Below are 15,686 nucleotides of genomic sequence, written 5' to 3'. Positions count from 1 at the left end.
AGACGTCAATTGGAGTAACACAATGGCAATTACAAGAAGAAGTTTTCTGAAAGGTGTCGCTACTACAAGTGCGGCATCGGTTATCGGTCCAAGCTTATTGGCGTCGGCATCAGCGTCTGCTGCAGAAACAGACGGCGCGTGGAAAGTCTCTGGTTCTCACTGGGGTGCATTCCGAGCTCGTGTTTATGCGGGTAAAGTACAAGAAATTAAACCTCTAGAAATCGATCAACACCCAACTGAGATGTTGAAAGGTATTAAAGGTATTATCTACAGCCCATCACGTGTGCGTTACCCAATGGTTCGCCTAGATTGGTTGAAGAAGCATAAATACAGCGCAGATACGCGTGGTAACAACCGCTTTATTCGTGTGACTTGGGATGAGGCACTAGACCTTGTTTACCGTGAACTAGAGCGCGTACAGAAAGATTACGGTCCATGGGCGCTTCACACCGGTCAAACTGGTTGGAGACAAACTGGTCAGTTCCACAGCTGTACTAACCACATGCAACGTGCAATGGCACTTCACGGTTACTCTGTGAAGAAAATCGGTGACTACTCAACAGGTGCTGGTCAAACGATCATGCCTTACGTGCTAGGTTCGACTGAAGTTTACGCGCAAGGTACATCTTGGGAACTTATCCTAGAAAACAGTGACAACATTGTTCTTTGGGGTAACGATCCAGTTAAAAACCTGCAAGTAGGTTGGACATGTGAGACTCACGAGTCGTTCGCATACCTAGAACAGCTGAAAGAAAAAGTTGCTAAGAAAGAGATCAACGTTGTTTCTGTTGACCCTGTTAAAAACAAAACAGGTCGTTACCTAGAAAACGAGCAAATGTACATCAACCCACAAACTGATGTGGCGTTCATGCTTGGTGTTGCTCACGTTCTTTACAACGAAGGCCTATACGACAAGAAGTTCATCGAAACTTACTGTCTAGGTTTTGAAGATTTCATCAAGTACGTTCAAGGTGAAACGAAAGACAGAGTTGAGAAGACGCCAGAATGGGCTTCTGCTATCTGTGGCGCAAGCGCGGACTCTATTCGTGACTTCGCTAAGATGCTGGTTAACGGTCGTACACAGATTCTTGTTGGTTGGAGTATCCAACGTCAAGAGCATGGTGAACAGCCTTACTGGATGTGTGCAGTTATCGCAGCAATGGTTGGCCAAATTGGTCTTCCGGGCGGTGGTATCTCTTACGGTCACCACTACTCTGGTATCGGTGTATCTTCAACTGGCTTCGCTGCTCCGGGTTCATTCCCGCTGAACATCGACCAAGGTCAAACGCCTAAGCACACTAACACTGATTACAACGGTTACAGCCGCGTAATCCCTGTTGCTCGTTGGGTAGATAGCCTGCTAGAGCCAGGTAAGAAGATCAAAGCGAACGGTTCAACGGTAACACTACCTGATATCAAAATGATGGTATTCAGTGGTAACAATCCGTGGCACCACCACCAAGATCGCAACAAGATGCGTAAAGCATTCAAGAGCCTACAAACTGTAGTGGCTGTTGATTTCGCTTGGACTGCAACTTGTCGTCACTCTGATATTGTTCTTCCAGCTTGTACTCAGTGGGAGCGTAACGATATCGATGGTTACGGTGCATACTCTGGCCGTGGTTTGATCGCGATGCACAAACTAGTTGATCCTCTGTTCCAGTCTAAGACTGACTTCGAGATCATGTCTAGCCTAACTAAGCGTTGGGGTCGTTACGACGATTACACGCGTGGTATGGATGAAATGCAGTGGGTTAAATCTCTGTACGACGAATGTCGCGCTTCAAACGAAGGTAGCTTCGAAATGCCTGAGTTTGCTGAGTTCTGGGAAAAAGGTTTCCTAGACTTCGGTAAAGGTAAGCCATGGACTCGTCACGCTTCATTCCGTGAAGACCCAGAGATCAATGCTCTAGGTACACCTTCTGGTTTCATCGAAATTACAAGCCGTACTGTAGGCAACATGGGTTACGAGCACTGTCAAGAACACCCAATGTGGTTCGAGAAATCTGAACGTTCACACGGTGGTCCAGGTTCTGACAAACACCCGTACTGGCTACAATCTTGTCACCCAGACAAGCGTCTTCACTCTCAGATGTGTGAATCTGAAGAGTGGCGTGCGACTTACGCGGTACAAGGTCGTGAGCCAATCTACATCAACCCAGTAGATGCTAAGAAGAAAGGCATCAAAGATGGCGACGTAGTACGTGTGTTCAACGACCGTGGTCAACTACTAGCGGGTGCTGTTCTAATGGATAGCTATGCTCCTGGTGTTGTTCGTATCGAAGAAGGTGCTTGGTACGGTCCGATCAACGAGAAAGTGGGCGCGCTAGATACATACGGCGATCCAAACACACTGACTCAAGATATCGGTACGTCTGAACTTGCTCAAGCAACGTCAGCAAACACATGTTTGGTAGACTTCGAGAAGTTCCAAGGCAAACTGCCTCCAGTAACTTCATTCGGTGGTCCAATCGAAGTTTCTTAAGTCTTGTCTTAAGAACCAAGATTAAAGCTTGAATTAAAGCCCCTGTAAGCACTCTTACAGGGGCTTTTTGTATTTTTGATATCAGTGTTGGTGTTTCTAAATAAGCATTATACAGGGCTAATAGAGGGCGTTTTTGAGACAGGCTGTAACGTGCTGTTTGAGAGCAGTAGTAGAAACAGTGGTTCAGGAAGGGAAGGTCAAAAAAAACTGTGGAAAGGCTAGGCTGACGGAAACAAAAAGGCCGATACAAAGTACCGACCTTACAGAAGCCTATGGAGTTAACTGTGCTCAAGTTAGATCTCAAACATAAACCAGTATCCATAAGCACAGATTAGTGCGGGCACACTAGAGTACAAGGTCGCGACCAGCGCCGCTTTGGGAGCCATCGCAATCGCAGGGAATAGCGCGTCACCATCATTTGAGATTGCGTTACCTACCTGAGCCGAAAGTGGTAGTGCGCCTGAAAGGTATAAGCTAGTGACCAATAATTGTGGTCCACAGCCCGGTAGCAAACCCATCAACACGCCAGCCAGGGGGAGCATGATGCCCCAGCTTGAGAATAGCGCCGCAAAATCGACATTTGCTATCACAGAACCAAATTCAAAGAAAAGAAAGGCAACCACCACCCAAGCGGTGACAAAGTTTGTATCTTGAGCGGTCTTTTGCAGTGGATGAGAGCCCACACACTTTTCGTCCTCACTCACCGCCGATTTGTAATCCTCAATTTCACGGGTCAGCCCCCACAGAAACATCGAGCTGATCAGCAAAATTGTCCCCGCCCATTCCATCGACATTTCAGGCAAAGCGAGCAGCTCGTTCACATCGACTTGAAAAGATCCAAGTAGGGCAACGGCAGCACCAGGAACAATCAGTACAGACCAAAGGTAACCTTGCAGGTTTATCGCTTTTTTAGAGACCGATTCTTTGTCTTGAGATTGAGCAGTGCAGCTGTTAGTGGCGTCATTTTTCTCTGTTTGTTTCGGGCGTAAGAAGTCGTCTGCATGAAATAAGTTAATGATTCGGCCTGACGCAGTGCCCACAATCACGCCCATCGCCATCATGGCTAAACCTGTTTTAGGCTCGCTCGCTATGAGTAGGAACGCCGCGTCACCCATGGTTGAGACGAGCACCGCAACTACCGCACCAAATCCGAGTTTTCCCGAGATAAATTGCGTGGTCACCACTATCGCACCGCCACAGCCGGGTAGCGCTCCCATGAGAGCCGCGAACACCACTTGGTTTGAACGAGATTGATGGATGAGCTTATTGAAGACGTTATCTTTGTTGATGTACAGGCTTAACCAATGGTAAATAGCCAAGGTTAAAGCAACATAACAAGACACTGCCCAAAACGCGTCTGATAAAGTAGTCACCGTCAGCTCTCGTGTAGCTGGGGCTGCAACCAATGCTGCAAGTGAGATAGGCAAAAGCAGGCGCTTAAATGACAGTGAAAACTGAGTTGTTTTCGCAGCGCTACTGCTTGGTAAAAAAGAGATTAGTCGATCCATAGGTGTTACTCAAAATTAATGGCTTAAGATAAATATATACGAATGATAATAATTATCAATTGCATTTGTTGTTTTTTTATCTATTGTTACTATTGGCTAAACCCACGAAACATGACCAATCTAAAAAAATGAGGTAAAGTATGGCTAATAAAGAGAGGCTCTAAAGGTAGAGTCATAATTGTTAGTGTAATAGGAAGAAACATGATTTTAGTTGTTGGTCACAAAAACCCTGATAGTGACAGTATTTGTAGTGCGTTAGTTGCAACAGAGCTTCTTAAAGCTCGTGGCGAGGAAGCGACACCAATTCGCCAAGGCGAGATCAACCGCGAAACTCAACACATTCTAGAAGTCGCTGGTGCTGAAAAGCCAGAGCTTCGTACTTCTGTTGCTGGTGAGAAAATCTGGCTAGTAGACTACTCAGATCTAGCACAAGCACCAGATGATGTTGCTGATGCAGAGATCGTAGGTATTGTCGATCACCACCGTCTAGGTGACGTGATGACAGTAAACCCAATGGAAGCTTGGATCTGGCCTGTTGGTTGTACAAACACTGTACTTTTCAACATGTTCAAGATTGAAGGTCACGCAATCTCTCAACAAATCGCTAAACTAATGATGTCTGCAATTCTTTCAGACACAGTGGGTTTCGCTTCTCCAACATGTACTCAAAAAGACAAAGACGCCGTTGCTGAGCTTGCTGAAATCGCTGGCGTAACTGACGTTGATGCATTCATCAAAGCGCTTCTAATCGCTAAGACAAACATCGAAGGCCTATCTGCTGCACAGCTAGTAGAAAAAGACCTTAAAGGCTACCCATTCAACGGTCGTGATGTTGTTGTTGGTCAAGTTGAACTTGCGACTCTTGAGCAAGTAGATGGCATGATCGAAGCACTAGAAGCTGATCTTGAAGAGCGTTGTGAGAAAGACGGTCTAGCGTTCGCTGCGGTAATGCTAACAGATATCACTACTGCTCAAACTCGTCTTCTATACAAAGGTGAGTGGGCTGAGAAATTGGTTAAGCACGAGAAAGACGGCGTATTGATGATGGAAAATACACTAAGCCGTAAGAAGCAAGGCTGGCCTTGGCTACAAGGTGAGCTTGTTTAATCAAGTCGCTTAATATTAAACGCCTGCTTATTTAGCAGGCGTTTTTCTTTGAAGTAGACTTTCTTCTTCATCGATAATGTTTGAAGTTAAAAACACTCGGCATAAAATAGCTTTAAGAGCAAAGTTACTGACTAAAGTAGGAAATTAAGATGACTACACAGCTAGACGATAAAAAAATCGCTGAAATCAACAAGTATACGGGCGAGCAACGCCTGAAATACTGTGTGAAAGAAATCGTAGCAAACCGTGAAGTATGGATCTTAACCGATGAACACGGTTGTGTAATGCTGAACACAGAAGATGAAGATTGTGTTCCAGTATGGCCAAACCAAGAGTTCGCAGAATCATGGGCAACGGGTGATTGGTCTGAGTGTAAAGCTGAGTCTATTTCGTTGAATAAATGGCACAGTCGCTGGACGAACGGTCTAGAAGACGACGAACTTGCTGTTGTAGTATTCCCGAACGAGCAAGAAGAAGGCGTTATCTTGTTCCCTGATGAGTTCGATTTCGAATTGAAAAAGCAGGCAGCTAAGCGCTAATTCTTTCGTAATACAGTAACATCGTAAGTCAGCGCTGCCTTTCTTAGGCAGCGCTATTATTCAATTATCCCATCTAAGCTGCTTCCAACGTATATTCGTCAATACCCAATCAACTGATACAAAGGCGCTTGCTGTGCGGCTTTAGAAGCTTGCTGAAGCACACCTGTTTTGCTGTATCTCTTGAGTATCTTTCGAACGATAGGTTTTACTTCAGATTTTGTCATTCCAGCTTTCAATTCTGGTTCATACAGCAATTGCAGTAGCACTACGTCTAACGGCGATAATAAGTCTTCAGGCGTGTGGTCGTTGAAAATAGAAGGGTAGGCTTTATCTGAATCATTCGGCAGGCCTAGAACTTGTGTGATCTCTTCCACGATACAGGCGACCAGCTTACCTCGCGATCTTGCCTGATCTACGGGAATCACAATCCCAGCGTAAACAATCTCACTTTTAGAATTGGTTCGATAACCCGCCGTGCAGATAGCGTTATTTAAATGCTGAGTCGATTTGAGTTTCAGTACCGATTTCGCCTCTGACAACCACTGGCTCTGCCTCGTGTATATCCATTTAACGTTCGCTTCAGATTCCTTGCTGACGATTGTTATAGGATGTTGAGTGACTTCGGATAAATGTTGGATATGAAGCTCGGTAAGTTCTTGATGCAGTTTTTCATCGCCCACTCGATGATCAATCCAAATCTTGATCGGTTGTTTCCATTTGGCCAGTGGTTTATTGCCTTGGGAATATTCGTGTTGCAGCGCGACGTTATAAAACGCGGTTTCAACGAAGGTTCTATCTAACCAAGTAAGAGGAGTGCTTACGGCGTTAAAGGAGAGAGTTGCAAGCAAGAGGGGAAGCATTGAAGCTTTTGTTAGCATGCGTTACCCCCCTAGTGGCGAATGAAAAAGCGAAACCAACCTAGTGGTTGGGCGCTTTGGAGAAATGGCTCTCAACCAGTCTTTGCGTGATTTGGTGAGTTGGGTTGGTCAGTACTTGATCCGTTTCCCCACTCTCAACCACATTGCCTTCGTGCATGACAATAATCTTGTCGGTAATGTGCTTAACAATACCGAGGTGTTGAGATACATAAACGAACGATACGCCCATCTCTTCTTGAAGTTCTAAGAACAGATTGATGATTTGCGAGCGCATTGCCATGTCTAAACCATTTAACGCTTCATCAGCGACAATGATGGATGGCTGAAGTATCAAGGCACGAGCCAAACAAACCCTTTGTTTCTGGCCCGCAGCAAGCATCTGAGGGTAGAAGTAAGCATGTTCCGGTAGAAGGCCTACGCGCAATAGTGTGTCTTTCACACGACGCATACGGGCTTCTGGTGGCATGTTAGTGTTTCGCTTTAATGGACCTTCAAGAATTCGACCGATCTGAATGCGCGGGTTAAGTGACGTATTCGGATCTTGGAAGATCATTCGAATCAGTTTGCAGCGAGTCGAGTAGTCTTTGTGTTCTAGCTTTTCACCATTCACGCGGATCTCGCCTGCGGTTGGCTCAACCATGCCTGCGAGCATTCTGGCTAATGTTGATTTACCAGAACCATTCTGACCGATAAATCCAATTGTCTGGCCTGCTTCAAGGGAAAAGCTTACCGGCTTCACCGCCTGATGAATCTTTTTACGGAAAAGACCAGAGCGAGTCGTAAAGTCTTTAGACAAATCACTGACTTCTAATAATGCACTCATGATTTCTTTTTCTTCTCCATATTCAGAGGGAAGTGACAGTTAAACTTGTGGTTCTTGATGCGTTTAGTGTGTGGGATCTCGACACACTGCCTTTGTGCGTATGGACAGCGAGGCCCTAATCGACAACCAATAGGAAGATGTTGCAGCGGTGGAATTGACCCCGGCAAAGACTGGAGCTTCTCTTTATGGGGAATCCAATCGTTAAAGTCTGGCATCGCTTTTAGCAGAGCAACAGTATATGGGTGCTTAGGTGCATCCAACAGCTTCGGCGTATCAGCGGATTCCACAGATTGACCACAGTACATCACAGTAATGCGGGTTGCCCATTGGGTAATGGTGGTTAAGTCATGGCCGATCAACACGATGGTGGTGTTATTGATCTGGTTCATACGACTCAACAGACGTAATATTTGAGACTGTGTAATCGGATCTAAATCGTTAGTCGGCTCATCAGCAATCAAGACTTTTGGCTTGGCAGCGATCGCCATTGCGATCATGACTTTCTGACACTCACCATCGGTCAGCTCATAAGAGTAACTATCCATTAGGCGAGAGTGATCTTTGATGCCGACTTTGTGCAGTAACGCGATCGCTTGCTTCTTACGCCACTTAAATCGTTGCCACCAACGACCTTCAAACGAATGGGAAGGGATCGCTTCAACGAGCTGGTTGCCTACTTTTTCAGAAGGGTCAAGACAGGTCGATGGCTCTTGGAAGATCATTGCGATATCGCGGGCAATCACTCGGCGCCTTTCTTTCGGCGTTAGTTGCAGTAGGTCGATATTACCTAAGCGCATTCGGTCTGCGGAAACTTTCCAGTTCTCTTTACAAACCCCGACGATCGCTTTTGCAACCAAGCTCTTACCTGAGCCTGATTCACCTACTAAGCCACGAATTTCCCCTTCATTGAGGGTAATACTCATTCGATCTACCGCTTTAACCATCCCTTGAGGGGTCTCAATCTCGATGGTTAGATGTCGAATATCAAGTAATGGCATTATTCGATTCCTGCATTTAGCGCTTGGCGAACACCTTCACCGACGAGGTTAATCACGATAACTGTAAACATAATAGCTAAGCCGGGTAGGGTTACTGTCCATGGCGCAAGGTAAATCAACTCGACCGAATCACCCAAGATTGAACCCCATTCGGTACTCGGTGCTTGAGCGCCAAGCCCTAGGAAACCTAAAGCAGTGATATCAAGAATTGCAACTGACAGTGCCAGCGTAACTTCAAGCGCGATCACGGTAAGAATGTTCGGAAGGATTGAATTCCAAAGCAGGTAAAAATCGTTCGCACCATCAAGACGAGAAGCCAGAATATAGTCTTTTTCTACTTCAGCATGCACGGCAATGTACACCGAGCGTATAAAGCGCGGAATCAGTGCCAAACACAAGGCGAGCAAGATATTAAACTCACCAAAGCCAAGGAATGCCACGAAGATAATCGCCAGCAGAAGAGATGGAATCGACATAACGGTATCAAGCAGGTGGTTTAGCGTACTTGATAGCAATCCACGAGTCATACCAGCAAGTACGCCAATCAGACAACCAATGACGGCTGCGATGAAGGTAATCACTACTGCGGCGCCAAACGTCAGCTGAGAGCCAATGATCAAGCGAGAAAGAATGTCTCGGCCCAAGTCATCAGTGCCTAGAAAGTATTCAACCGTTCCCGCCGGATCCCAAGAGGGCGGCGTTAATAGGTGACCGGTTTGTTCTTGTGCATCATGCGGGGCTAACCAAGGTGAAGTGACGGTGACCAGAATGATAAGCACCAAACACCACAAGCCAAACATAGCTAGATTATTGCTGCGGAAGCTGCGCCAGAAACGTTCGAACTGGGTTGGAATCTGTTCTTCTTGGTAGACGTTATTTGTTAGCATACCATTCCTTCCTTACCAGTGGATTGATCATCGCGCCCAGTAGATCGGACAGAATGTTGGCGGTCAAAACCAAGGTTGCTACCACAATTACGCCTGCTTGAATTGAAACGTAATCTTGATTCGATAAGGCATCCAACAACCAACGACCAATGCCCGGCCAGTTAAAGATAGACTCGGTAACAATAGCAAGCGTTAACATACTCGATAGCTGAACACCGACCTTAGGAATAATCGGAGGTATCGCGTTTCTTAGCACGTGCTGCGTGATGATCTCTCTGGTGGAAAGACCTTTAATTCGCGCAGCGCGGATGTAGTTTTGTGTCATTACTTCAGCCACTGACGCTCTCATCAATCGGATGACCTGAGTCGTTGGCGCCAGTGCTAAAACAAGACAAGGCAACGCCATATGCTCGATAACACTTTGTAGTGCGTGCGCGCGGTAGCGACCTTCGGCAAAAAAGGCGTCAATCATCGCGAATCCAGTCACGTGTTCAATCTCGTAAAGTAGGTCGTATCGGCCACCAACTGGGAACATTTCAAAGTGCAGTGAAAACACCATGATCATCAGCAATGCGACCCAAAAGATAGGTGCAGAGTAACCAGCCATAGAGGTAAACGATATGGTGGTATCAACAAACTTACCCTGTCTCATACCAGCAATGGTGCCGAAAGGGATACCGATGATGAGTGCCAACACAAAGGCAAAGAAGCACAGTTCTAGCGTTGCAGGGAACACCTGGACCAACTCATCGATGATAGGCACACCGTGTTTGCTTAGGCCAAAGTTTAGCGTCGATAATTCAGTGATATAGCTAATCCATCCAGGCCAGAAATCTTGAATTGCCCATGGGGAGGTTTGGTCTAATCGAAGCAGAGAAAAACCCACTAAGGTTAGAATCCCTAGCGTAATAACGAATAAGTTTACACGTCTTAATGTATACCAAAACATTACTGCACCTCTCTTCTGACTTGATCAAAAGGTTGGGCATTGAAAGGACTTGCTTTAAAGCCTGTTAGCGAACGATCGTGCACGCGAAATTGCACGCCATGAGCCAGAGGAATCACAGGAACTTCTTCATTAAGAATATTTTGGGCTTGTCGGTACAAGTTCACACGGTGCCTTTGTTGATTTATCTCTAATGCTAAGTCGAGAAGGAAATCAAAGTCTGAATTACACCACATCGAGACGTTTAACCCTGCACGCTCGGAGCTGCATGAGAGCAGCGGGCGCAAGAAGTTGTCTGGATCACCGGTATTGCCTATCCAGCCTGTAAGCAACAAGTCTGTCGAGGAAATAGAGGACAACTGGGTGCGGTCAAATCGGTCGTCGGTATAGAGTTTCAATTCAATACCAATATCAGCGAAGTTTGCTTGGATCAGTTCTGCCGTTTTTCTTGGACTTGGATTGTATGCGCGTGGCTCTAGTGGTACCCACATTGAAAGCTCTAACCCAGGTTCAACGCCAGCTTCTTTGAGAAGCGCAACCGCATAGTTTCGGTCGTAGCGAACTTGAACGCTGTCTTTTTGGTGAGCCCAAGAAGTAGGAGGAAGCAAGGTGTAGGCTTTGGTTCCTGTACCGTAATACACAGAATCGAGAATGTTCTGACGATTGATGGCTAAGTTGAGCGCTTTACGAACTCGAGAGTCACGCAGTGCAGGGTGCTCAGTATTCAGCGCGATGAAAGAGACATTAACCGCCGGTGTGGCAGAAATCTTCAACTCTTCATGAGCCTGAATAATAGGGATCTGGCTAGAGATCGGAGAGTTGAGCACGTCACACTCACTGCGAAGAAGCTTGGCAAGTGTGCCCGTTCCACGTTGTGAAGTATCGAACACAACTTGGTCCATTTGTACTTCACCTTTCCAGTAGTGCTTGTTCTTTTTCAAGCGCACTAGGTCGTTGATTTGGTATTCATCTAAGTAGAAAGGGCCAGTGCCGACTGGATTGGAATCGATTCGATTTTTCTCATCCGCTGCAATGAGCTGATTGGCATACTCCTTAGAGTGAATGACTGCATAGCTGGTGGCGATATTGTTGAGAAACGAATTGTCTGGGCGACTTAATTGGAATTTCACCGTTAGGTCATCAACTGCGGTGATATCGACAATCAGGTTTTTGAAGTCGATTCCGGCAAACCACGGATATAGGCCACCACCCACATAATGAAATGGGTTTGAACTATCAATGACACGTTCAAAGCTAAACACCACATCTTGTGCATTCATGCTACGAGTAGGGGTGAACCAGTCTGTCGTTTGGAACGCAACATTTGGGCGCAGTTTGAACGTGTACTCTGTACCTGATTTATCAACAGACCAACTTGTCGCCAAGTTCTGTTTTGGTCGGTACGTCATCGGATCAAGAGTGAGCAGTGTATCGAAGATTTGAGGACTCAGCGATTCTGCGGTAATGCCACTATCAACCAGCTGTGGGTTGAAGGTACTAGGATTACCTTGGCCGCAATAAATGAAGCCTTTTTCACGGATTTGCTCGTGATTCACACTCTCACCACATCCAGCGAGAAAGCTCAGCGTGCAGATGCTCAGTGATAGTCTTATTAGTGCTTTCATAAAAAGAAATACTTTTCGAAACGAGGCGTTAGAGGAGCCTCAAGATCCGGACAATTTAACATTTTATTTATTCGGCTCCAAATAATAATCAAGTGTGGACAGCTATTTATCGTTAGCTTGTCCGACAATCGCGTACTTCCTCACCATTCCACGTAATTGGTTGTAGGTTAACCCAAGTAATTCTGCGGCCTGTTTCTGGTTATATTTGCTCTGTTTTAGGGCTTGGTTGAGTAGCTTGATGTCTTGTTGTTCTTGCCATGCTTTGTAATCAAGCGGCAAAGAAAACAAGCTCTCTGATGAAGTATGGCTGTTAGACGGCTCATTGCCAGTTTCCGGAGAGGAATCTTGCTCTGTTTTCCATGCGGGTTTAAATGGGTTAAACACTAAATATTCAATAGGATATGGGTCTTTTCCATGCTGATAGATAGCTCGCTCAATGACGTTTTTGAGCTCTCGTACATTCCCTGGCCAAGAATAATCTAAAAGCGATTCAACGGCAGAAGGGGCAAAGCCAACAAACAACTCCAATTCCAATTCACGACACATCTTAATGGCGTAGTATTCTGCGAGTAGCATGATGTCTTCTTTTCGCTCACGCAAAGGAGGGATAGTAATGACGTCAAACGCCAGTCTATCTAATAGGTCAGCCCTGAATTCGCCCTTTAATGCCATGTCTGGTAAGTCGGCATTGGTTGCACACACCAGTCTTACATTGGCACTTAGCGCCTTTTGCCCACCGACACGTTCATATTGCCCGTATTCAATAACGCGCAATAGCTTCTCTTGAACCGCAAGGGGAGTGGTCGCTAACTCATCCAGAAACAGCGTTCCTCCTTCTGCTCTTTCAAAGCGACCTTGATGACGACCTTTCGAACCCGTAAAGGATCCCGATTCATGACCAAACAGTTCTGAATCAATCAAACCTTCACTGAGGGTTGAGCAGTTCAATGAGATCAAAGGTTGATCCCAGCGTCTTGAAAGGTAATGCAGCCTTTGTGCGATCAGTTCTTTACCCGTACCACGCTCACCAATGATCAGAATGGGTCTTTCTATTGGTGCGAGCTGGGATACTTTATCTAACACAGAGAGAAAGCTAGGTGATTCACCAATGAGGTTCTGCTGCATAGCGCGTCCTTGTATGAATTAATCGTTGGAGATAGTCATGTAAGAGTCGTAGTGGTGAAAAATACCAATACTTGGCTAAATTCATCATAGCATGGTTCGGGTTAATCACCATTTTATTGTAAGTAACTGATAATAAATGGCTTAAAAGTTGGCACGCTACTTGGATTACTTATGGTAGGTTTAACAACAAACGTAAATTTTTGAGCAAGTGGATTGATAAAGTCGCACAACGATTTGAAACGCATTTGCCATCATTGTAATTAAGGAGTTCCTCATGGGTATTTTTTCTCGCTTTGCAGACATTGTAAATTCAAACATCAGTGCACTATTAGATAAGGCCGAAGATCCTGAAAAGATGATTCGCCTGATTATCCAAGAAATGGAAGACACGCTGGTTGAGGTTCGTACTAACTCAGCAAAAGCAATCGCAGACAAGAAAGAGCTAGCACGTAAAGTTGAAGCTATCGAAACTCAGATTCTAGATTGGCAAAACAAAGCGACACTCGCACTGACTAAGCAACGTGAAGATCTGGCTAGAGCGGCGCTGATCGAAAAGCAAAAACTGGAAGACATCATCAAGAGCCTTCACACCGAGCAAACTTTGGTTCATGAAACCATCGAAAAGCTAACCAGTGAGATCGGCAAGCTTGAAACCAAAATTGCAGAAACTCGCGCAAAGCAACAAGCATTAATGATTCGTAATAATGCGGCGAGCAATCGTCGTGATGTTCAAAAACATCTGCATTCAAGCAAAACCAACGAAGCAATGGCGAAGTTTGAGCAATTCTCGCGTAAAGTGGATGAATTAGAAGCTGAAGCGGACGTTTACGCTAAGACTGGCAACGCAAAATCTTTAGACCAAGAATTTGCCGAGCTACAAGCTCAAGATGAAATCGAAAAAGAGCTAGCGAAACTGAAGCAACAAGTTGAAAACCGCGATAAATAATTTAGGAGTTGTCTATGTCAACATTTCTAATTGCAGGTCCACTGATTGTCTTTTTAATCTTCGTGGCACCGCTATGGTTATTCTTACATTACCGCAGCAAGAAGAAATCCAGCAATGGTCTTTCTGAAACGGATCTACAACGTCTGCACAAGCTTTCTGCGCAAGCCGAATCCATGCAAAACCGAGTAAAAACGCTAGAAAAAATACTGGATGCGGAGTCGCCTAACTGGAGACGAAACTATGAGTAGAGAACTGTATCGCGACACGATTAACGGCAAATTGTCTGGTGTGTGTGCAGGGTTAGCGAACTACTTTAGCCTTGAAGTGTGGTTGGTTCGTATCTTAGTTATCTCTGCGGCACTGCTTGGTGGTAGCTTTCTGGTTTTATTAGCGTATTTAGCTTTGACATTTATGCTTGAAAAACAACCACCTCATTATGTTGATGAGATGAAAGCCAAGCAAGAGCACACACTCAAACAAAAGCCTTGGGAAAAAGGGCAAACGGCAGAGTCGTTACTGGGCACTTTAGAGGGTGATTTCCAGAAGTTAGAGACCAGTGTCCGCAACATGGAAGCTTATGTGACCTCCGACACGTTTAAAGTCGACCGCGCATTTAAGAACATGTAACGATAAGTTTAAAAAAGATTAGATAACGGTTTAGGAAAATTTATTCCAAGCCGTTATTTTTTTTAATAATTTTGTCTAAATAAATCTTACGATAACTGGTAAGTTACATGTGATTAATCTATGTTATAAAAATATTTATAGATATGGATGATCACCAATGTATAGAGCCTCCGTTGTCCTATTGACAGCCTTAGCTGGGTTGTCTGGGTGTGGTAAGGAGCTTCCTCCCGTACCTGAACCTGATTCTAGACCCGCCAAACTCTTCACTGTCTCCGTCGGTAGTAATGCCTTTGAACGTAGCTTTCCAGCCACTACTGAAGCGGGCGACAGAGCTGTACTGGCATTTCGCGTTCCAGGGCTACTTCAGACTATCGATGTCACATCTGGTCAAAAGGTCAGTAAAGGTGAAGGGCTTGCAACGCTCAATCCTGACGAATATCAACTGTTAGAGAAGCAAGCAAGAGCCAACTTTAAGCTTGCTGACGTTCAATACCAACGTTCGATTAAGCTACGTAAAGATCGAGTCGTATCTGAGCAAGATTTCGATCAAGCGAAAGCCAATCACAATTCTGCTAAAGCGATGCTAAATCAAGCCAAAGCAAACCTTCGCTATACCACTCTTGTTGCGCCTTACGATGGAACGATTTCCATTATTCCAGCTGAAAATCATGAATACATTGCAGCTAAACAAGGCGTGATGAATATTCAAACCAATCAGATTCTTAAAGTCGTCTTTTTATTACCCGACCAACTTATTACGCGCTTTTCTTCAGGGTTCGAGACAGATGCAACCATGGTTTTTGATGCATTTCCTGAAAACTCTTATGTTCTAACCTTCCAAGAAGTGGATACCGAAGCTGACCCGAAAACAGGTTCGTACAAAGTCACCATGGTAATGGAAAGACCAACCGATGTGGGTATTTTGCCCGGTATGTCTGGCACGGTAAATCTCGTTTCATCGTTAGCTGCAGCCACCAAAATTCCAACGTCAGCAATGATGACCGACGGAGATGATGTCTCTGTGTGGCGTGTGAATAGCGACGGCATTGTTGAAAATGTTGCCATTGTCATCGATGAAAAACGTCATATCGTCTCTGGATTGAACGATGGCGATCGCATTGTGACTTCTGGCGTCAATGGTCTTGAATCGGGCATTAAAGTTCGAGAGTGGATCAAGGAAAGGGGGCTATAA

At 45.3% G+C, this 15,686-nt stretch carries 15 protein-coding genes; 7 read left to right on the top strand and 8 right to left on the bottom strand.

The window, feature by feature from the left end:
* Positions 1-22 precede the first annotated feature (22 nt).
* Positions 23-2,485: a trimethylamine-N-oxide reductase TorA gene (gene torA, locus MSG36_RS13395; RefSeq protein ID WP_248368287.1), complete on the top strand. Its 2,463-nt coding sequence runs from the start codon at positions 23-25 to the stop codon at positions 2,483-2,485.
* 293 nt (positions 2,486-2,778) lie between these two features.
* Here the strand turns inward: torA and MSG36_RS13390 are convergent, their stop codons facing one another.
* Positions 2,779-3,993, bottom strand: a complete 1,215-nt coding sequence (locus tag MSG36_RS13390) for a putative manganese transporter (RefSeq protein ID WP_065675738.1) — start codon at positions 3,991-3,993, stop codon at positions 2,779-2,781.
* A 201-nt stretch (positions 3,994-4,194) separates the two neighbouring features.
* Between MSG36_RS13390 and MSG36_RS13385 the strand changes: the two genes are divergently transcribed.
* Both MSG36_RS13385 and MSG36_RS13380 read left to right on the top strand, forming a co-directional pair.
* A complete protein-coding gene (locus MSG36_RS13385; protein WP_017060302.1) occupies positions 4,195-5,100 on the top strand; it encodes a manganese-dependent inorganic pyrophosphatase in 906 nt (301 codons plus the stop codon).
* 149 nt (positions 5,101-5,249) lie between these two features.
* The gene (locus MSG36_RS13380) at positions 5,250-5,639 is read left to right on the top strand and encodes a DUF2750 domain-containing protein (protein ID WP_004734596.1); all 390 of its coding nucleotides are present in this window, start codon (positions 5,250-5,252) and stop codon (positions 5,637-5,639) included.
* A gap of 98 nt (positions 5,640-5,737) precedes the next feature.
* On the opposite strand, the gene MSG36_RS13375 is transcribed toward MSG36_RS13380, so the two are convergent.
* The 7 genes from MSG36_RS13375 to pspF form a co-directional block, all read right to left on the bottom strand.
* Positions 5,738-6,517, bottom strand: a complete 780-nt coding sequence (locus MSG36_RS13375; protein ID WP_248368285.1) for a DUF2927 domain-containing protein — start codon at positions 6,515-6,517, stop codon at positions 5,738-5,740.
* A gap of 40 nt (positions 6,518-6,557) precedes the next feature.
* Positions 6,558-7,340, bottom strand: a complete 783-nt coding sequence (locus MSG36_RS13370; RefSeq protein ID WP_017060304.1) for an ATP-binding cassette domain-containing protein — start codon at positions 7,338-7,340, stop codon at positions 6,558-6,560.
* A complete protein-coding gene (locus MSG36_RS13365) occupies positions 7,337-8,338 on the bottom strand; it encodes an oligopeptide/dipeptide ABC transporter ATP-binding protein (protein WP_017060305.1) in 1,002 nt (333 codons plus the stop codon). Before MSG36_RS13365 ends, MSG36_RS13370 begins: the two co-directional genes overlap by 4 nt.
* Entirely contained in the window at positions 8,338-9,225 is an 888-nt protein-coding gene (gene sapC, locus MSG36_RS13360; RefSeq protein ID WP_017065331.1) for a putrescine export ABC transporter permease SapC, read from the bottom strand. Before sapC ends, MSG36_RS13365 begins: the two co-directional genes overlap by 1 nt.
* Entirely contained in the window at positions 9,212-10,174 is a 963-nt protein-coding gene (locus MSG36_RS13355; protein WP_248368282.1) for an ABC transporter permease subunit, read from the bottom strand. Before MSG36_RS13355 ends, sapC begins: the two co-directional genes overlap by 14 nt.
* A complete protein-coding gene (gene sapA / locus MSG36_RS13350; RefSeq protein ID WP_048609409.1) occupies positions 10,174-11,796 on the bottom strand; it encodes an ABC transporter substrate-binding protein SapA in 1,623 nt (540 codons plus the stop codon). Before sapA ends, MSG36_RS13355 begins: the two co-directional genes overlap by 1 nt.
* Positions 11,797-11,898: 102 nt before the next feature.
* Positions 11,899-12,921: a phage shock protein operon transcriptional activator gene (gene pspF, locus MSG36_RS13345; protein WP_017060309.1), complete on the bottom strand. Its 1,023-nt coding sequence runs from the start codon at positions 12,919-12,921 to the stop codon at positions 11,899-11,901.
* A gap of 274 nt (positions 12,922-13,195) precedes the next feature.
* On the opposite strand from pspF, the gene pspA reads away from it, so the two are divergent.
* The 4 genes from pspA (at position 13,196) to MSG36_RS13325 (ending at position 15,686) form a co-directional block, all read left to right on the top strand.
* Complete coding sequence (gene pspA / locus MSG36_RS13340) at positions 13,196-13,867, top strand: phage shock protein PspA (protein ID WP_010440091.1); 672 nt, start codon at positions 13,196-13,198, stop codon at positions 13,865-13,867.
* 14 nt (positions 13,868-13,881) lie between these two features.
* Positions 13,882-14,115 carry an envelope stress response membrane protein PspB gene (pspB, locus tag MSG36_RS13335; RefSeq protein ID WP_248368280.1) on the top strand — a complete coding sequence of 78 codons (234 nt, stop codon included), beginning with the start codon at positions 13,882-13,884 and terminating at the stop codon, positions 14,113-14,115.
* The gene (gene pspC, locus MSG36_RS13330) at positions 14,108-14,494 is read left to right on the top strand and encodes an envelope stress response membrane protein PspC (protein WP_248368277.1); all 387 of its coding nucleotides are present in this window, start codon (positions 14,108-14,110) and stop codon (positions 14,492-14,494) included. Before pspB ends, pspC begins: the two co-directional genes overlap by 8 nt.
* A 157-nt stretch (positions 14,495-14,651) precedes the next feature.
* Positions 14,652-15,686, top strand: a complete 1,035-nt coding sequence (locus MSG36_RS13325) for an efflux RND transporter periplasmic adaptor subunit (RefSeq protein ID WP_052879885.1) — start codon at positions 14,652-14,654, stop codon at positions 15,684-15,686.

This window comes from Vibrio sp. 1CM8B, assembly GCF_023161685.1.
GTDB lineage: Bacteria > Pseudomonadota > Gammaproteobacteria > Enterobacterales > Vibrionaceae > Vibrio > Vibrio coralliirubri.
The sequence above is the reverse complement of the archived record's forward strand: the minus strand, read 5'-3'. Positions and strand labels throughout refer to the sequence as shown.

What these genes read in the sequence shown, in the direction of transcription:
- torA (WP_248368287.1), top strand. Translation starts at nt 23, where the DNA reads ATGGCAATTACAAGAAGAAGTTTTCTGAAAGGTGTCGCTACTACAAGT.
- MSG36_RS13390 (WP_065675738.1), bottom strand. Translation starts at nt 3,993, where the DNA reads ATGGATCGACTAATCTCTTTTTTACCAAGCAGTAGCGCTGCGAAAACA.
- MSG36_RS13385 (WP_017060302.1), top strand. Translation starts at nt 4,195, where the DNA reads ATGATTTTAGTTGTTGGTCACAAAAACCCTGATAGTGACAGTATTTGT.
- MSG36_RS13380 (WP_004734596.1), top strand. Translation starts at nt 5,250, where the DNA reads ATGACTACACAGCTAGACGATAAAAAAATCGCTGAAATCAACAAGTAT.
- MSG36_RS13375 (WP_248368285.1), bottom strand. Translation starts at nt 6,517, where the DNA reads ATGCTAACAAAAGCTTCAATGCTTCCCCTCTTGCTTGCAACTCTCTCC.
- MSG36_RS13370 (WP_017060304.1), bottom strand. Translation starts at nt 7,340, where the DNA reads ATGAGTGCATTATTAGAAGTCAGTGATTTGTCTAAAGACTTTACGACT.
- MSG36_RS13365 (WP_017060305.1), bottom strand. Translation starts at nt 8,338, where the DNA reads ATGCCATTACTTGATATTCGACATCTAACCATCGAGATTGAGACCCCT.
- sapC (WP_017065331.1), bottom strand. Translation starts at nt 9,225, where the DNA reads ATGCTAACAAATAACGTCTACCAAGAAGAACAGATTCCAACCCAGTTC.
- MSG36_RS13355 (WP_248368282.1), bottom strand. Translation starts at nt 10,174, where the DNA reads ATGTTTTGGTATACATTAAGACGTGTAAACTTATTCGTTATTACGCTA.
- sapA (WP_048609409.1), bottom strand. Translation starts at nt 11,796, where the DNA reads ATGAAAGCACTAATAAGACTATCACTGAGCATCTGCACGCTGAGCTTT.
- pspF (WP_017060309.1), bottom strand. Translation starts at nt 12,921, where the DNA reads ATGCAGCAGAACCTCATTGGTGAATCACCTAGCTTTCTCTCTGTGTTA.
- pspA (WP_010440091.1), top strand. Translation starts at nt 13,196, where the DNA reads ATGGGTATTTTTTCTCGCTTTGCAGACATTGTAAATTCAAACATCAGT.
- pspB (WP_248368280.1), top strand. Translation starts at nt 13,882, where the DNA reads ATGTCAACATTTCTAATTGCAGGTCCACTGATTGTCTTTTTAATCTTC.
- pspC (WP_248368277.1), top strand. Translation starts at nt 14,108, where the DNA reads ATGAGTAGAGAACTGTATCGCGACACGATTAACGGCAAATTGTCTGGT.
- MSG36_RS13325 (WP_052879885.1), top strand. Translation starts at nt 14,652, where the DNA reads ATGTATAGAGCCTCCGTTGTCCTATTGACAGCCTTAGCTGGGTTGTCT.